The following is a 17,051-nucleotide window of genomic DNA, read 5'->3' as shown; positions in this document are numbered from 1 at the left end:
TGGTCGTCTTAGTTTCATCTTAACGATGACTTTTGACTTGACCTGTTTTTCATCCATCATCTGCTGTTTAGTTTTCAAAGACCGATTTTGCTTGTCCCGATCTCGCGACCGGAAGCTTATCTTACCATGGCTTTCACTGTTTAATCAAGTGCAAGTTTTTGGTAGTTTGTTCACTGCCTTATCGGCGGTGGAATCATATCTTACCACTTTTTCTGCGTTGGTTGCAAGTGGTAATTTTTGTTTGTCACCTTGCGGCGACATTTGTTATCTTAACACAGTTTGTTAGCATTTAACAAGGGGTAATAATTATGATTGTTACTACTTTCCCATTTCTATATATTTATCTTTCGACATTATTCGTTAAAGGGAACATCCTCTCTTTGTAGAAAAATGATAATACGTAATGTATATTATCGATAGAGAGGGTTGAGTATTTTGAGTGAAAGTTTAGTACCCTTTTCCGATGTCTTTACATCTGATTTTATGGAAAAGCATACAAAGTATAATTCTTTTAATGATTTCCTAACTGCAGGTGGCTTTCAAGTCAACTCACATGAAGACCTTAAGTCTATCCCTGATGCAGAAATTGATTCTCATGTAGTAAAATTTAGTGACTTTTCATCATGGGAAGAGATGTTATCGGAAGCAGCTAAACAGTATGTTAGTAAGAAATTTAAAAAACAATAAGGCAAGGTCCTTATTTGAGAAGAACCTATATTGGTAATGCATCACCATCAGCGGGGGAAATTTTATGCGAGTAATCGACCTCACTCACACTATTTATGAAAATATGCCCGTCTACCCAGGCACAGATAGACCAAAATTAGAGGTTGCCAATACATATGAGAAAAACGGTTTTAGAGAAACTTTATTAACCATGTTTTCTCATACGGGAACGCATATGGATGCACCGGCACATTTATTTGCTGAAAAAACTACCTTAGATTCATTCTCAGCAGAACAATTTATCGGAGTGGGTTTAGTCATAAATTGCAGTAACTTACAAGAAGGCCAACGGATTACCATGAGCTATATTGAGCCTATCAAAGAAAAAGCTAATCAAGCGGAATTTATTTTGTTCTATACGGGTTGGGACAGATATTGGGGAACAAGTGCTTATTTTGGAGATTATCCGTTTATTACAGAAGATGTGGCTGAATATCTAATTCGCACTAAAAAAAAGGGCGTTGGTTTAGATGTAATCGGTATTGACCCTATTTTTGATGAAAACTTGACAATTCATCGAAAACTATTTGCTGAAACGGATATCGTTATCATTGAAAATTTAACTTGTTTAGGACAGGTTGGAGATGAATTATTTACATTTTGTGCTCTTCCAATAAAATATAACAATTCCGATGGAGCACCTGTTCGGGCAGTTGCTATTTTACATGACTAACTTATAAAGCAAAATAGAAAATATGCATATAAGACTTGCCCACGATAACGGCTTACCAGCCATCGTGGGCTCTTTCATCCCCTACTCTATGTCGGTTTGTCCCGGTGCTTTCGGGATGTCCCTTGTCACCCACCTGGGGTCAATTTGACCTTCCTTGCAACTCCTCCAAGCGACCCAGATTGAGAAGAATCCGTTGGCGATTCTTGACCTGGAACATTTCGGTTATTACTAAAAACAATAGTACTTTATCATCTTACCTTCGCGCTCTCTTTTAAGTCTAAACTGCCGTCCTTTATAACGATATCCCCTATTGCTAGACCCTCTATTACTTGTAAATTGTTTTTATCGCTAATTCCCGTACGAATGCTGCGATATTTTACTCGATTATTTACTACAATCATAACCTGCTTTTGACCGTCAGTTGTTGTACGGACAGCTTCTATTGGTACCAGTACAGTATTTTGCCTTTTGTCCGTTTCTATGGCTGCCTTAACTTCATAGCCCGGTTTTAATAAGGAAGCATCCGGCAATGTAATGATTACTGGTACCCGGCGTTGGGTAATCCCTAGGGCAGATTCCTTCTCTTCTGCACGGGGGTAAATTTCTTTTACTTGACCCTCCAGCACCTTTTGTCCCAGCACCGGAGCTGTGATAACAACATTTTGGCCTAACTTAATATCCCTCAGGTCATCACCCAAAATATCTGCCTTGATTTCTAATTGTCCAGCCACCGCCACTGTGGCTAGTAAAGCACCTTGGCTTAACACCTGCTCTTGTTCTGCCGGTATCGCCAACAGTGTTCCCTTGATGGGGCTTTTTACAACTAACTGCTGCTCCTTAGCATTTAGCTGTTGCAAGGACTGGTTAAGCCCGGCATGCACGACTAACGCACTTTCCAACTGGGAATTTGCCTCCTCGACATTTTGGTTACTGGTATCCACCAGCAATTTGGCCTTTTCCAATTCTACTTTGGTTGCCGCCCCGGCGTTAAATAATTCTTCCGATCTGGCAAGATCCCCCTGGGCGTCCTGTAGTACCAGTTGAGCCCGCTGCTGGGCTACTTTAGCAGTATTAACAGCAGTTGCGGCCTGTGCTAATTGGGCATGCAGATCGGTTAATTGTGCTGCCAGATCCAAGTTTTCCAGAAATACTAGGGGTTGGTCTTTGGTCACAGCTTGGCCCGATTTAACAGGTACTTTTACAACCCTCGCACTCTGGGTGGTATAGAGGTTAAACTCTGTTGATGGCTGCACATAGCCAATCTCTTCCACGGTTTGTCTGATTTCGCCCTTTGCTATTTGCACTGTTTCGACTTCTATGCCACCATAGCTAAGAGCTAACCCCGATAATATCATCAGTATGACAAGCCCGGCTCCTAAAAAAAACCTCTTTTTGCCCTTCATAAAAATACCTCCATTATTCCCTGTTCTTTAGCGATTCTACTATATCTAATCGCTTAACACCTCTGACAACGAACAGGTAAGCCGCAAGGATAAAAAATATACCGCCCATTATTGAGTACAGATAGGTTGAGGGATAGACCACCACCGGCAGACTATAAAGGTCGGTATTGATTGCTTTCACATACCCTTGGGCCATCAGGCGACCAAAGGGTAGGCCTAAAACGATACCCAATAAAGACTGCAAGAGAATTTCCTTAAACACTAAGCCGGAAACGTCCTGGGTCCTAAAGCCCAACACCCTTAAGGAGGCAAATTCCCTTTTCCGCTCGGCAAAACTAACCATAGCGGAGTTATAGATGATAGCAAAGCCCAATACGATCGCAAAGGCCACCAATAAAGATACAGAGTAAATCATGCTCTCCATGTTTTTATTAAAACCGTCTAATTCCTTTTGCAGACTGGAAATAAAGGAAATACCCTTCATCGCACTTAATCGCTCTTCAATATTGTCGGAATAATTAGAATCAACTTTAAGCATGGCACCGGAAACCACTTGATGCTCATTGATAATTTTGTTCAACTGGCTTAGAGAGATATAAGAACCGTTACCAATGAACTGGCGATTAATGCCCACAATCTTTATCCTGGCCTGATAGGAGCTGCCCTTGCCCAGTAAGGTTTCTAGCAACACCTGATCCCCTACCCCCAAACCTAATTTGGCTGCGGTTCTTTGACTTATCAAAATGCCTTCTTGATGCAGCGATAAGGGTTGTCCGCCATCGCCAACCAATTTCTTAAGGCTTAATTTTATAGGTAAGCCCAGCAGAAGCTCCTCTTCCGAACGACCTTGATCATGCATTTTAACAGGCACCTCTAAGAAGGGTTCAACTTTCCTAACGCCCTCCAGCCTAGAGATATTTAATAATTCACCTTCCTTTAAGGGATTTACAAATCGAATTATATAATCATACCGTTGTTCCTCACCATAATGTTTAGTTAGCATATAATCAATCGAATCTTTGGTAAACATGGCTACCACCAGTATCCCTATGGCAAAGACTATCCCGACCAAGGTAATGCTAAAACGCTCAGGATTACGAAAAATCGTTCTAATACTCATTTTCCAGGTGGGGCCCAATCTTCGCCACAACCAATCCCAATGCTCAAGAAAAATCTTAGCACCGCCTTTGGGTGGTTCCGGTCTCATTGCTTCTGCTGGTTGAATCTTGATAACCCTTCGGGAAGCAATGATTCCTGCCAGTGCACCGGTTGTCAGGCTAAGAATAAAACCGTAAGCAATGGCTTTGATATTCGTTCCTCCAATGGCTTCTGGCAGATTGAAATACTTGGCAAATTGTATAGAAATCCCGGAGGCTAATATTAAACCAAAGAATGTACCCAGTAATGCTCCGGCAAGTCCCACGATTATAGCATAGCTTGAATAATAAAGTATTATTTGATAGCTGCTGTAGCCTAAGGCCTTCATCACGCCTATTTGCAGACGTTGGGATTTAATCATTCGCCCTAAAATAATAAACTGTATCGAAGCCGCCATTGCTAAAAAAATCGTAGGCATTAAGAGTGCAGATACCTTTATGCCATCCAGCTCGGCCTGCAGCACAGCATGACTTAACTGGTCTTCACGCGAATAGCTTGCAAGGTTGCCATAGGGTTTAAGTATGCTTTCTACTTGTTCCTTTAGCTCCTTCTCATCCGTGCCCGGGCTGGTGGTAATAATTATTTGATTAATCTGACCATTTAAATTTAACACCTGTTGCGCTTGATTAAGGGGCAGCATAACTATGCCAAAGGCCTTAGGATCTGGCAACAGGGATGAAGCATCCTTCATGGGGTAAACAAATTCAGGCCCTGTGGCCGTTCCTACTACTGTTAATGAAACTGTTTTTCCTTCAGCTACAATGTTGATCGTATCATTTGGGGCAAGGGCATTGCCAAGGGCATACTGTGGATCTACTAATACCTCCACCCCACCGTTTTGGGGGTACTGCTCAAAAAAACGTCCAGTCAGCAATTGCAGGCTGTTAACCGGATTGTCCAGGGGAGTTGGATAACTAACTAGTCTTGCTGTAGCCCTTTGTCCATCAACCAGGAGAATAGGTACATCCTTTTGGATCCGCCCAGTTACTTTGTTGACCCCAGGCAGCAGTTCTATTTGTTTGGTTATTTGCTGCGGGGCATTAATCACCTGAAAATAGTAATCGGCAAAACTTTTTTCCCGGTAAAAGGTCTCCTTCGAGCTGTTTAAGTTAAAATATGCCGTAGTCATAGCAATATAAAATGATATTGCCACCATAACAACTGCCACCACTGCCAGGAATTGACCCTTTGTTTGCCAAATGGTACGCCAAAGTTTTCTACCTAGTAGGGACATTACCATTCAATCCTTTCAGGTGCTGCAGGGTTTTGATTTTTAGTTGTTTCTACAATGCTGCCACTGCTCATACGGATAACTCGATCAGCCATTGCTCCCAGCACAGAATTGTGGGTAACGATTATTACCGTACTGCCGTAATCACTGTTAAACTTAGCTAACAAACTTAAAATTAGTCTGCCTGTTTGATTATCCAAAGCACCTGTTGGTTCATCGCATAGTAGCAGCCTAGGGTTTTTCACCGCAGCCCTGGCTATGGCTACCCTTTGCTGCTCTCCCCCACTTAGCTGGGATGGAAAGTGATCCGCTCTGGCTTCCAGCCCCACTGCCTGTAAGACCTCTTCTATGGGCAAGGGGTTGTCCACCAGGTTGGCAGCTATTTCTACATTCTCCTTGGCCATTAAGTCTGGTATTAAATTATAGAACTGAAATACAAAACCGATTTCATTCCGCCGGTACTTCGTTAAAGTTTCATCTCCGGCTTGGCTTAAATTCAAATCCCTAAAAAAGACTTCACCAGTGCTAGGTAAGTCCATACCCCCTAAAATATTTAACAAGGTACTTTTACCAGAACCACTTGGCCCTAAGATGACCAGTATCTCACCCTCATATATCTCCATCGTGGTCTCTTTCAAGGCTGTGACTTTTATTTCACCCATCGTATAGGTTTTGCTTACCTGGTTTAACTTTATCAGTACCTTTTGGGTCATCGTTTATTTCCTTTCTGGGTTATACGACTGAAGAATACAATCTGTTACCAGCTAATACCTCGTCCGGTATCCCTTCTAATTCCTCATTATACTACCACGTGCCCACCAACGATAATGAGTCCAATATTTAACTTTTTACCTGGTTAATGATAAAATATTTACATAAATATGCAATTTATTCAATAGGGAGGTAGAACCATTATGTTGAAAAAAATTATGAGAAGCAAATTAACCTGGTTTTTCATTCTATTGCTTGCCCTTTTTTATCTATATCGGGTAGCTCCCATTTTTGTTTCCCCTAGTGAAAGTAAAAATCTTAGGGATTTCTTTCCCATGACCAAAGGAAGCACCTGGGAATACCAGGGTGAAGGAAATGAGTATGCCTCCTTTAGCCGGGAAGTATTATTTTTGCAGGACAATAAAGCCCAGCTGCGTGAAGATAACGGTGGCACCGTAAGTATTTCTGTTTTACAAGTAACCGATCAAGAGATCAGCCGCATCTATTTTCAGGGCGAAGCCTATGAAGATACGAACGTTATCAATCAAGAGCCAAATGATCATACAATTATCCTGAAACTCCCTCTGTCAGTAGGCACAAAATGGGACGTGCCCCATGGGAACAGGGAAATCGTAAGTATTAATGCTACAGTGGAAACCCCAGCCGGGTCATTTACCAACTGTATCAAAGTGAAAGTAACACAAGAAAACTCCACTATTTTTGAGTATTTTAAGCAAGATGTTGGCCTTGTTAAAAGAGAGTTCTTTTCAGAGGGCACACAAGTTACTTCCAGTTTAGAAACCTATCACATTAACCCCTGAGTTTAGACTAACTTTTGTACGGGGACTCAAAATTGACGATAAATAAAGTATGTAAACATAAAATAGCCACGACTTGGCAGGTTAAGTCGTGGCTATTATCACCTCAAATATAGTTTACTCACGATCCTATAACTGCCTGTTTCACAACATTTCTTATCTTACCTGTCAAACTGTGAACTTTTAAACGAAGCACGGTCGTTCTTGGTACAACCTCATTATGAAAATGATATTCTGGACCCTCGGACACATTATAGTGTTCCAGCAATGTGTACAATGCTTCGACCTTTTGATGATCATCATCCAAATAGTCTATTACGCCTGTACCCATAACGCTTTCAAATTCCATCGTACACTCACAAGCACCAACTTGTTTCCCAGTTACAATTCCATGTGTACATTCCATCACGAAAGCAACTTTATTATTTTTCTTTATTAAATCATGCTTTTTGCCTATTTTAGCACCATGAAAGTACAGAGTTACATCACTGCCATTCACCTGAATACCAAAATTCATCGGCACTACATACGGGTATTCATCATCAAAAAATGCTACATGGCAAACATCGCACGATTTCATAACCTCGATAATTTCGCTAAGGCTTTTTATTTCTCGGTCTTTTCTTCTCATGTTCTACACTCCTATTGCTGTTGCTATTTCTAACCAAACCTCTCGGGGATAATACTATTATCCTTCATAAGTGATCTGTAAGCAAATTCATATAAGTTTTTTTACACCCCACCCCCGATCGCAGCTACGCCAGGGACAAGGCAGCTTGATATGTAAGCGTCAATTAGGAGCCGCATTTCAACTTCCCGATAATTATGAGACAATGCCCCGGAAGGAGGTTGGCCTAAATAATGCAGAAAATAATGTGTTAGCAACTGTACATCTGTGAATATAAAATAATTTGGGTTAGTTTGTAAAATTACCGAATTTGACCTGTCAATTTGGATTGATTCAATGCACATCCTACCCGTTAGTGTGATAAAACGCGCCAATTACATAACGCAGAAAAATACAGGAAGGCGTCCCTCAAACTGGGGACTGACTTCTATATGTTACTTTCTGTCTTACTCATTATTTAATGTTATATTCATCAGAACGACCACTTATCCATTACTCGAATGCGAACAGTTTTCTAGTTTGGGTTTTTTGTAATTACTATACTCATTGCATGTTGATGTGGTATTCCTGACGAATTACAATCAAGAATTACTTCGGAGCAACTCTCTATAATCCAGTCATGGTAATAAGATAACAATTCCCCAGACCTCCAGACGTATGCATTCGGTTCTTTTTCAGGAGGTGGGTCTATAAAAGGTTTTTGAACAAACACATTAAAAAAGTGCATCCCATTTTTGTTTGTATATTTCTTATAATTTTCAAATATTTCTTCTCGGTATCGTGGATTTATATAATGTAAAACCCCACTTGAAAAAAGGATATCAAAATTTGAAGTCAATCGAAAATCCAAAACATCTGCCTTAAATACCTTTACATTGACCCCAACCATATCAGCAAGTCTCTTGGTTTTTTCGATACCTATATCAGAAATATCAAATGTTGTAACATCATATCCATTTCTTGCAAAAAAAACAGAGTCTTTACCTTCACCACCCCCAATATCTAATATCGTTAAATGCCTGGTTGGTGGCATTAACTCAAGTACTTGGTAACATGCCGAATTGGGTTTGACCCCCCAATAATATCCCGGGATTGCATATTCTTCTTCATATATAGTAACTTGTTTATCATATGATATATATCCTAGTAATTTATCAACGCTGACTTCTAAGACCTTAGATATTTCTGGTAGCAATGTAATATCAGGCATTGCCTGTGCATTTTCCCACTTGGAAACTGCTTGATAGGTAATTCCAAGTTTTTCTGCAAGTCCTTCTTGAGTTAGCCCTTTTTCTTTTCGGTATCGGTTAATATTTTTTGCAAATTTATCTTTCAATATTTTACACCCCCTAAATGAAATTTTAATGCTTTAGATATCGGGCTAACAATAACCTAAAAGTTGATTTTTTTGAAGATTCAACTGTAAGTTGAATAAGATAAATAGTCTTGTATCGGTTAGCTTAATATATGATGTATATTATTTAGCTATTGTGCACCAGGTATGAAATGTTCACTAGTTTTTTAAGTTAACTAATTACATTTATATAACATTCATAGTATTATCAAATTAATTAATCTTATAGGAAAGGAGAGAAAGCTTATGCCTAGAATGATAGCTCGCTGCGGACTTATCTGCTCTAACTGCCCTACGTTTCTAGCTACTAAGAATAATGATGATGTTGCAAGACAGAAAACTGCTATATTGTACGCAGAGAAGTACGGGTTTGACCTGAAGCCTGAAGATATCAACTGCGACGGATGTTTAACTGTGGGAGGTAGACAAATCCGCTTTTGTCAGACTTGTGATATCAAACAGTGCTGTAGTAGTAGCGGGTTGGAGAACTGCGCGCTTTGTGATGAACAGCAATGTGAAAAACTAATAAAGTTTCATCAGTTCTCTCAAGAAGCTAGGGATAGTTATTATGCTTTAAAAAAGGAGATTGGATTATATCCTCGGGAAATAAAATAATCCTGTCCTCCAGTTTTTGTATGAGGCAAGCAGGGAAAGTATAAAAGTTGCCCTGCTTTTATTTACTGCACATTTTTTAGCCCGTGCGCACCAGGTATGTTTTGTGCAAATATAAATAATACGCAGCCACTCTGACTGAGGCCTTGCCTTTTCTTCATACTGTTTGATTCTATTTTATGGATTTTTACTTCATACCGAAAACACGGTGCGAATCAAAATCATATAACATGCTGTACCGAGTAAGATACTAAGAAACGTATTATTTTTTGTGACTTGAGCTACTATCACAATTGCAACCGAAAATAATTCAGGGAGCCCAAAGGGGAAAGATGTAAGGTCAATTTTTCTCAGACAGTAGACCACTAAAATAATCATAATCGAGGCAGGTAATACGTTCCCTAGATATTTGACAGTTGTCGGGAGTTCTTTCTTTCCACCAAATAAAAGGTACGGTATAGCCCGGGTGAACGCTGTTACAATTGCTACTACAATCAGGGTTGCTACAGAATAGCCAAAATCAATGGTTATATTTCATCCCTCCCATTTGCTGGTTTATCGTATCCTTCATAATGATAAGTACAATCATACTGACCGATAATGCCGGAAGCAAAAAACTGTCTGCGCCCAACAGCATATAGAAGACAACGGCACTGGCAAGGCCTGCAACAGCAGGGATGTGAGAATTAAACTGACGCCATTGATTAACACAAACCACGACAAAAAATGCGGTAGCAGAAAATTCAATCCCTGTCATATCTACAGTTATCATCTGACCAATTAAAGCTCCAGCTGTGCAACTGAAAATCCATAATAAATGGCAGGTTAGGGCAATATAAAAGTCTACTTTTTGTTCATCCATGTTATCAGGATATTTGATAGAGCAAAGCACGGAATATGTTTCATCGGTTAATGTTAAAACCATATAGGGGTACTTCCATCCCATCTTGCGAAACCTATCAACAAATCCAATACCGTAAAAAATGTGTCTTGCATTTATGAAGAATGTCATTATTGCAACCATGTGAAGCGGTACGCCAGCGCTCATAAGCGAAACCATAACAATCTGCATCGAACCTGCATAGATGAAGATTCCAGCTAGGCAAGCCCATAGAGCAGAATATCCCACATCGTTTATGAGAATGCCAAAGGCAATGCCGACAAAAAAATAAGAGAATAACAAAGGTGTTATTTGCTTAATGACAAAACGAAAAGTCTTCAAGGATGTATTCCCCTTTAGATCCTATACTCTAACTCTAAAATTATGTTAGCACATGAAAATACGCCACACAATCGTTTTATTGTGTGGCGTACAATTTACTGATTACGAGTGAAGCGAATCCAACAGCCTCTGTAAAACCTTTAGGCCTTGCTCTAATTCTTCTATGGTTTCAGGTGCACAGACAGAGATACGAACTGCTTTTTCCGGTATACTTTTTCCAACAATAAATCGCTCGGCAGCATATACCTGAACACCATGCTCCAAAGCTAGTCTTTCAAAACCTGCACCTGATATTTTGGTCGGTAGTATCAACCAGCGGAATATACAGGTGTTTTCACCCCGGCAATCATATTCTGATAGATAGGCATTGACCAATTGATTTCTTAGAATGGTGTTTTTGCGATGGCTGTCGATGATGGTGTCAATATTCCTGGAAACAATCATGCGAGCAGCTAATTCTGCCATTAACGGTGAAATAGAAATATTCAGGTTATAAAGGGCATTAGACAGAGGTTTTTTATACTGTTTGGGAACCGATACATAAGCTAATCGAAGGCCAGGACCAATTGTTTTTGAAAGGCTGGCAATATAGATTGTCTGCTCTGGTGCAAAAGATGCCACTGCCGGTATTGGCTTTTCACACATCAGATGATAAGCAGCATCCTCAATTATGAAAATATTATATTCTTTTGCAGTTTGGGCCAATGCCTTTCTGCGCACAAGTGACATTTTATGGGTTGTTGGATTTTGATTATCTGGTATTAGATAAATACCTTTCAGGTTTTCATTTTTGCAGGCATTAATAAGGGCATGCTCATCCATTTCTCCGTCTGTATGTTTAATCGGTACTAATTGAATACCTAACATGCCAGCAGTGGTTTTTAGGCCAGGGTAAGTATGCGGATCCGTACCAATCTTATCTCCATGCTTGCAGAGACCAGCCAGGATTGCGGTAATTGCATTTTGACCACCATTAGCAAATAAAATCGTCTCAATATCTGTAATGTACCCACCTTTTCCCATAAGTTTTACAGCAGCATCTTTCTGCCAAAGCACATCATTCGGCCTGCTATAACTGAACCATTTTGCAAAATCAGATTCGTTCATCATATTTTTGAATAGTAGCATAAGTGGCTCATAAGAGGATGGCTCAGGTATAGTAGCACCCATCTCAATTAAATTCTTTGGTCTGCCTTCGGCAAGCAGATAGGCATTGGATAGGGCATCAAAGGAAACAAATGTACCGCTACCAACGGTTGTACTTAATAACCCTTTTAGCAGGCACACTTTGAAAGCCTTTGCAACCGTGCTGACATTTATATCCAAGAAATCCGCCAGTTCTCTATAGGGTGGTAATTTAGTTCCCGGAAGTATCGAACCCTTTATAATATCCTGTTCCAGTTGATTTGCCAGAGAAAGATATAGCGGTTTAATGGTTCTGTCTATGACAGGTTTCCAAGTCATAGGATAGTTCTCAAATGAATTTACTGGCATAGCATAACACCCTTTTCTGTCACACAATTGAACTAATGTATGGCATGTCTCGCAAAACATTAAAAAAATAAATCTTTGCTGCACATAAACCATCTATTGCTACTGTTCAGTACAACCTATTCTCAGTTGTGTCGCATTAATAGGGTAACTCCCACCTAACCGACACTTTGATATTGCCATTTAAGTAAATCCCGCTCAACATCGAACGGTGCCAATTGAGTCCGTAGCATTCGATAAGTTCTCCTATCTCTTGCATTGTCAGGGTTATATCCCCTCGGACTTCCTCGGAAGTTTTCAAATTCGACACCTGCCAAAGTCATTGTTGTCGAATTTTAGGGGTACCGGGTACCTTCTCGCCTTAGCCAGCATGAACTTAATTAAATACCTCAGGCTCCTTTATTTTTTCTAATATATCTATTTCACTTATTAACTCGTTCATACGAGATTGAATAACAACGATCTCCTCTTGACTGAGCTCATTGCCGGCCGCCTGCTCGGCCAAACCGCTCATTTCTCTAAGCTTGTCCTCTATGATCTTAAGTATCTGAATTCTAAACTTTACCCTTTTCAGTTCAGCTTGCAACAAAGCCTTTTCTTTTTCATTCATTAACATCAATCCCATCTTGGCACTATTTTATCATGTTCCGACGAGTCCTAAATTAAGTCTTATGTCCTATAAAACCAAGGACTATATTCTCATTTATTTTAACTGAAAAGGACTTAGTGTATAAGACGACGTAATTTACTGCATTGCATTTTTACGACTAAAAGCGGTATTTTATAACTAATTTTGGAGGATTAAAATGTGGGTTTATTACCTTACCCTTGTAACCCTCTCCCTTGCCCTATATTTTATTAATAAAAAGGTATTTACCAAGCTATTGGCGCTTAAAGTGTCCTTCGCGGTCTTTCTATTGGGGATGCTTTATCCTAGGCTACAAGCAGAACTACCCCTTTGGAAAACGGTGGTTTGCTTAGGCTTGCTCATGTTATTAAGTAGTTTCTTTATTGCCAAGAGGTTACCGCAGCATCGCACAGCTTCCGTGGAGTCTGAGCCTTGTCAGCTAGACCCCTCACCGGAGACAGTGGACGCAACAACTGAAGAAGACAGCATTAGCCCAATCGAAACCAACCATAAAGATTTAACCAACAATATCCCTCCTATAGAAGAAGTTGACCCACAGCCTTGCTTACAAAATGAGCCCTTAGCTCAACCAAACACTGCTATTTCTTTTTCTTCGGTATATTCTGACTCCCAACAGCCCGAATTAACCATACCGGCTGCTAATGAACCAGCCGAGATGAAACACGAGCCGATCGACATCGTGGAAACTTCCGAAGTTGTAACGCCACCTAAGGAGCAACCGCCTGCTGATATTGAGGTAACCCCGCAATCCCTATTAACACAAGGTATTCGCTTCGTAAGGCTTAAGCAATACGCCTTGGCGGTACGTTCTTTTAATAAAATTTTTAATTATAACCCTTCATCTGAAATTCTCTACCTGACCATCGGTGAACTTAGTTCCCTTTACCAATATATTGGACTCTATCCAATGGCTTCGGACATTATCCAAAGTTTTATGACACATCCGGACCTTCAAGGACACCCGGGATTAGAACCGTTAAAAGCTAAGCTTCGATTTATCCAGTGTTTGAACAGCCTCTTAACCACCGGAGGCTATCATCAAATTCCCTATGAACAGGTTCCGGAAGCAATACGTAGAGAGGCCTATATCAACTCTCTAAATTAATAGACTGATTACACGAAAGGAGTAAATCATGTGAAATTAAAAAGCAACATTGTAGGCTTGCCTGTTTTAAGCATTGTGGAGGTAGCTTCTCTGGGAAAGGTAGAAGAATTGGTAATTAATCCAAATACCGGCTCAGTGGACTATCTAATAATCGAACCCGAACAGTGGTATCTGGAACGAAGGGTAATTTCTATCCAGGATGTTCTAGGTATTGGAGAAGATGCTCTAACCACTGAAACCAAAGCAAAAGTTGTCAATATTACTGCTGTGCCCAATGCACTTGAACTGATCAGCAAGGGAGTTGCGGTCATCGGCTCTAAGGTTATTACAAAAAAGGGTCGAATCAACGGGCTCATTGATGAGCTTTCTATCGATGAAGAAACAGGTAAAATTCATGCCTGCCGCTGGGTCGCCACAGACAATTCAAGAACGGGCTATATTCCGACTAACCTTGTTGTTACCTTTGGTCAAGGCATGCTGGTGGTGGAAGAAAATTTTGACGTTGCTTTAGCAGAAGATCCTTCCCAGTTAATCGTAGCAGCCATTGAGAATACCGAGTCCGAAAAAACACCACCTTCCGTGCTGGAAGACCCTCTTAAGATATTTGAGGATAAGCAAAAGCAATACCTAATTGGTCGCACTGTTACCCTGGATATTATAGCAGATGATGGCCAGACAATAGCTAAAGAAGGTGACAAGATTACCCAGCAAATGGTGGACCGAGCTGTGACTGCTGACAAGTTTGTGGAGTTAACCCTAAACAACCGTGACTAAAATTAGGCTTATCTCCTTGGTTACCCTTGCCTTGGGTATTCAAATATGGGTTTGCATCAGCCTGTCCAGTGCTGCTATTCAATACTATTATCGGGATAGTCTGTTACCGGGAATCTCCGTGCAAGGCATTAATCTGGGCGGACTATCCCATCAAGCAGCTGTCAACAAACTTAAGGAATCTATTCCCTGGCCCAAGCCAGAAAGTCTGCTAATGTTAGTGGACCCCGAGGGACAGCCTACTTATATTTGTTATGGGGATATTGATTACACTTTAGATTATGATGCTACGGTAAGGAAGGCCTTCCTGTATAGCCAGAAGGCAGCCACCAGCTTGATGGATTTACCACGTGCCATCCGTAACAAAAAGGACCTTCCCCTGGTTAAGTCCTTTAACAAAGATTCTATAAATGAAATTCTTGAACGCCTTGCCGCTCAGTACAATGTGCCGGCTCAGAATTCTCAGCTTTCTTTTAGCGAAAATAACATTACCCTTTTTCAAGGTATTAAAGGCAGAACACTGGATAATACCGCCACCATTCATAAATTAATCATGCTGCCGCTAAACCAACACGAACTGGAACTCCAATTTAAGACCCTCGAGCCAGACATCAGCCCAGCGGATTTTAGTGGTATAAATGCCAGACTAGCCATGTTTATAACTCAATTTGACGCGGCCGACAGGGCCCGTACTCATAATATCCAATTAGCCAGCCAACTGGTTAATAACTTTATCCTACCACCAAAACAGGTCTTTTCATTAAACAAGGTCCTTGGTCCCCGAAGTAAGGAAAATGGCTACCTGCAAGCCCCTGTAATTGTTAACAATAGGCTAATTCCAGATTATGGTGGTGGTGTCTGCCAATTGGCTACAACTCTTTATAATGCTGTTTTATTGGCCAACTTAACAGTCGTGGAAAGGGTACCTCACTCGCTGCCCGTGGCCTATGCTCCTGGTGGCAGGGATGCCACCATCGCAGGGGATCTTATTGACTTTAAGTTTCTCAATAATACAGACTACCCCATTTTAATCACCAGTCAAATCCAGCAGGGAAACCTCCTGGTCAGTATTTTAGGTCACCGCCCCGGAGCGTCTGTCCGATTAATTAAACTTGAAACCACACGCTCCATTACCAAACCCGTACGAAACTATATGGAAGATAAAAACCTCCTGCCCGGTCAAGTGGTAATTTGCCGCCCGGGTCGAAATGGCTATCTTTTAAAAACCTACGAAGTGGTATACCAAAATGAAATAATAGTAGAAAAACGCCTTATCTCCGAATCAGAAGTAAAACCTGAGCCTGAACTAATTGCAGTGGGTCCCAAGGGTTTTACTAAAGATCAAATAGTAAAATAAAAATTACCAGCACATTATTTGCTGGTAATTTTTTATATTTAATGCTCCGGTCATCTCCAAACCCTCTCGGTAAGGATTGAGGCATTCTGACCCCTCATCCTCTGTACAGTGGTGGCAAAAAATAAGGAGACAGTCCTATTTTTCGTTTAGAGAAAGTACCCCATCGGGTACTTAATTTATTGGGAACGTAAAATACAACACACAAAATCCGGCCAATGACAGTCACATAGTATTTGCATGAACTACATTGTCTCATTAATCCCATACCCTTTCAAGTATCCATAGGCTCTGCTCTTGTACCAGGTCGCAATCTAAGTTTCTATCGGTGTAACAACGATAGCGTTCAAGGTAAGGATCCATGCCCATGCTTTGATACCATTGCCAATTCTGCTTGTCTATCTTATATGGGTAGCCCCTTTCTATCAGATACCAGTTGTCTTTCCACTTAAAACTAAGGGGCTGACCGTCGGGGCCGGGGTGGATTTCTACAGACTGTCGATACAATTTACACATACCAATCACCACCGCACATTTGTTTGGTTTGAGTATAGCAAACAAACGTGCGGTGTACAAGGTATAAATTTTGCTTTTACAGTAACATTTTGGGCCGTTAACCATATTATACCATTAGGTGAATGCTTCTTTTACAATTTGCATTCTCTCCTTGGGAATAACCCCTAGTGGCACGGCTAGGGGTTATTCCTTTAGGAAATATTTGAGAACCCCAAAAATCTTAGTCGCCGTATAGAAAATCTAGCAAAGACATCTACTAAGGAGCGGGAAACAGCGATAAAGGCGGAGTATAATGAATGACCTCCCCCATTGGGAGGGGATAAGAGGTGGGTTTACTGATGGCAGCTATCAGGGAAAGTCGAGAGTTCTTATACAACTTCCTATAAATGACTACCAACATGTCCTTGAGGATATGAATAAAGAAAATGCCAATAAATTAAATAGTATCCTTAAACCGTCAAAATAACCGTCAATTGACGGTGCGATAAATGAAAAAAGGAACTAGGTAAGTACCTAGTCCCTTGATTATGGTGCCCGGAGCCGGGGTCGAACCGGCACGAGGGGTAAACCTCGCAGGATTTTAAGTCCTGTGCGTCTGCCTATTCCGCCACCCGGGCATGTTATTAAGC

General features: G+C 40.7%; 17 protein-coding genes and 1 tRNA gene. 7 read left to right on the top strand and 11 right to left on the bottom strand.

Features of this window, described 5'->3' with window-relative positions; genetic code table 11:
* Positions 1 to 435: 435 nt before the first annotated feature.
* Together V6C11_RS00535 and V6C11_RS00530 are read left to right on the top strand one after the other, a co-directional pair.
* Positions 436 to 687, top strand: coding sequence for a hypothetical protein (locus V6C11_RS00535; protein ID WP_333529127.1), 252 nt, complete (start codon positions 436 to 438; stop codon positions 685 to 687).
* 64 nt (positions 688 to 751) lie between these two features.
* Entirely contained in the window at positions 752 to 1,399 is a 648-nt protein-coding gene (locus V6C11_RS00530) for a cyclase family protein (RefSeq protein ID WP_333529126.1), read from the top strand.
* A gap of 248 nt (positions 1,400 to 1,647) precedes the next feature.
* Here V6C11_RS00530 and V6C11_RS00525 read toward each other — a convergent pair whose 3' ends face one another.
* The 3 genes from V6C11_RS00525 to V6C11_RS00515 are packed head-to-tail and all read right to left on the bottom strand — an operon-like array spanning position 1,648 to position 5,904.
* Positions 1,648 to 2,802, bottom strand: coding sequence for an efflux RND transporter periplasmic adaptor subunit (locus V6C11_RS00525; protein ID WP_333529125.1), 1,155 nt, complete (start codon positions 2,800 to 2,802; stop codon positions 1,648 to 1,650).
* A gap of 13 nt (positions 2,803 to 2,815) precedes the next feature.
* Complete coding sequence (locus V6C11_RS00520) at positions 2,816 to 5,194, bottom strand: ABC transporter permease (RefSeq protein ID WP_333529124.1); 2,379 nt, start codon at positions 5,192 to 5,194, stop codon at positions 2,816 to 2,818.
* Positions 5,194 to 5,904: an ABC transporter ATP-binding protein gene (locus V6C11_RS00515; RefSeq protein WP_333529123.1), complete on the bottom strand. Its 711-nt coding sequence runs from the start codon at positions 5,902 to 5,904 to the stop codon at positions 5,194 to 5,196. The genes V6C11_RS00520 and V6C11_RS00515 overlap by 1 nt, the downstream gene beginning before the upstream one ends.
* A gap of 201 nt (positions 5,905 to 6,105) precedes the next feature.
* On the opposite strand from V6C11_RS00515, the gene V6C11_RS00510 reads away from it, so the two are divergent.
* Positions 6,106 to 6,723 carry a TapB family protein gene (locus V6C11_RS00510; RefSeq protein ID WP_333529122.1) on the top strand — a complete coding sequence of 206 codons (618 nt, stop codon included), beginning with the start codon at positions 6,106 to 6,108 and terminating at the stop codon, positions 6,721 to 6,723.
* A gap of 118 nt (positions 6,724 to 6,841) precedes the next feature.
* Here the strand turns inward: V6C11_RS00510 and V6C11_RS00505 are convergent, their stop codons facing one another.
* Together V6C11_RS00505 and V6C11_RS00500 are read right to left on the bottom strand one after the other, a co-directional pair.
* On the bottom strand, positions 6,842 to 7,351 hold the full coding sequence (locus tag V6C11_RS00505; RefSeq protein ID WP_333529121.1) for a pyridoxamine 5'-phosphate oxidase family protein: 510 nt from the start codon (positions 7,349 to 7,351) through the stop codon (positions 6,842 to 6,844).
* A gap of 511 nt (positions 7,352 to 7,862) precedes the next feature.
* Positions 7,863 to 8,684 (bottom strand): helix-turn-helix domain-containing protein, encoded by an 822-nt coding sequence (locus tag V6C11_RS00500; RefSeq protein ID WP_333529120.1) that lies wholly within the window; start codon positions 8,682 to 8,684, stop codon positions 7,863 to 7,865.
* A gap of 264 nt (positions 8,685 to 8,948) precedes the next feature.
* Between V6C11_RS00500 and V6C11_RS00495 the strand changes: the two genes are divergently transcribed.
* The gene (locus V6C11_RS00495) at positions 8,949 to 9,317 is read left to right on the top strand and encodes a DUF3795 domain-containing protein (RefSeq protein ID WP_333529119.1); all 369 of its coding nucleotides are present in this window, start codon (positions 8,949 to 8,951) and stop codon (positions 9,315 to 9,317) included.
* Positions 9,318 to 9,506: 189 nt separating this feature from the next.
* Here the strand turns inward: V6C11_RS00495 and V6C11_RS18625 are convergent, their stop codons facing one another.
* The 4 genes from V6C11_RS18625 to V6C11_RS00480 all read right to left on the bottom strand — a co-directional run bounded on the left by V6C11_RS18625 (position 9,507) and on the right by V6C11_RS00480 (position 12,637).
* Positions 9,507 to 9,809 carry a branched-chain amino acid transporter permease gene (locus V6C11_RS18625; RefSeq protein WP_442886011.1) on the bottom strand — a complete coding sequence of 101 codons (303 nt, stop codon included), beginning with the start codon at positions 9,807 to 9,809 and terminating at the stop codon, positions 9,507 to 9,509.
* Between the two features lie 25 nt (positions 9,810 to 9,834).
* Positions 9,835 to 10,536: an AzlC family ABC transporter permease gene (locus V6C11_RS00490; protein ID WP_333529118.1), complete on the bottom strand. Its 702-nt coding sequence runs from the start codon at positions 10,534 to 10,536 to the stop codon at positions 9,835 to 9,837.
* 102 nt (positions 10,537 to 10,638) lie between these two features.
* The gene (locus V6C11_RS00485) at positions 10,639 to 12,030 is read right to left on the bottom strand and encodes an aminotransferase-like domain-containing protein (protein ID WP_333529117.1); all 1,392 of its coding nucleotides are present in this window, start codon (positions 12,028 to 12,030) and stop codon (positions 10,639 to 10,641) included.
* A gap of 373 nt (positions 12,031 to 12,403) precedes the next feature.
* Positions 12,404 to 12,637, bottom strand: a complete 234-nt coding sequence (locus tag V6C11_RS00480; RefSeq protein WP_333529116.1) for a hypothetical protein — start codon at positions 12,635 to 12,637, stop codon at positions 12,404 to 12,406.
* Positions 12,638 to 12,833: 196 nt separating this feature from the next.
* Here V6C11_RS00480 and V6C11_RS00475 point away from each other — a divergent pair, with 196 nt between their 5' ends.
* From V6C11_RS00475 to V6C11_RS00465, 3 genes are read left to right on the top strand one after another with little or no spacing between them, the layout of a single operon-like run.
* Complete coding sequence (locus V6C11_RS00475; protein ID WP_333529115.1) at positions 12,834 to 13,781, top strand: hypothetical protein; 948 nt, start codon at positions 12,834 to 12,836, stop codon at positions 13,779 to 13,781.
* A gap of 30 nt (positions 13,782 to 13,811) precedes the next feature.
* Complete coding sequence (locus tag V6C11_RS00470; RefSeq protein WP_333529114.1) at positions 13,812 to 14,555, top strand: PRC-barrel domain-containing protein; 744 nt, start codon at positions 13,812 to 13,814, stop codon at positions 14,553 to 14,555.
* Entirely contained in the window at positions 14,548 to 15,909 is a 1,362-nt protein-coding gene (locus tag V6C11_RS00465) for a VanW family protein (RefSeq protein WP_333529113.1), read from the top strand. Before V6C11_RS00470 ends, V6C11_RS00465 begins: the two co-directional genes overlap by 8 nt.
* Before the next feature lie 255 nt (positions 15,910 to 16,164).
* Here V6C11_RS00465 and V6C11_RS00460 read toward each other — a convergent pair whose 3' ends face one another.
* The gene (locus V6C11_RS00460) at positions 16,165 to 16,422 is read right to left on the bottom strand and encodes a hypothetical protein (RefSeq protein ID WP_333529112.1); all 258 of its coding nucleotides are present in this window, start codon (positions 16,420 to 16,422) and stop codon (positions 16,165 to 16,167) included.
* A 528-nt stretch (positions 16,423 to 16,950) separates the two neighbouring features.
* Positions 16,951 to 17,039: transfer RNA gene (locus V6C11_RS00455), tRNA-Leu, on the bottom strand.
* Between the last annotated feature and the right edge of the window lie 12 nt (positions 17,040 to 17,051).

It is taken from the genome of Desulfotomaculum sp. 1211_IL3151 (assembly GCF_036763075.1).
Taxonomy (GTDB): domain Bacteria; phylum Bacillota; class Desulfotomaculia; order Desulfotomaculales; family Desulfotomaculaceae; genus Desulfotomaculum.
Note: the sequence above shows the minus strand (reverse complement) of the source record. Positions and strands in the feature narration are given on the sequence as shown.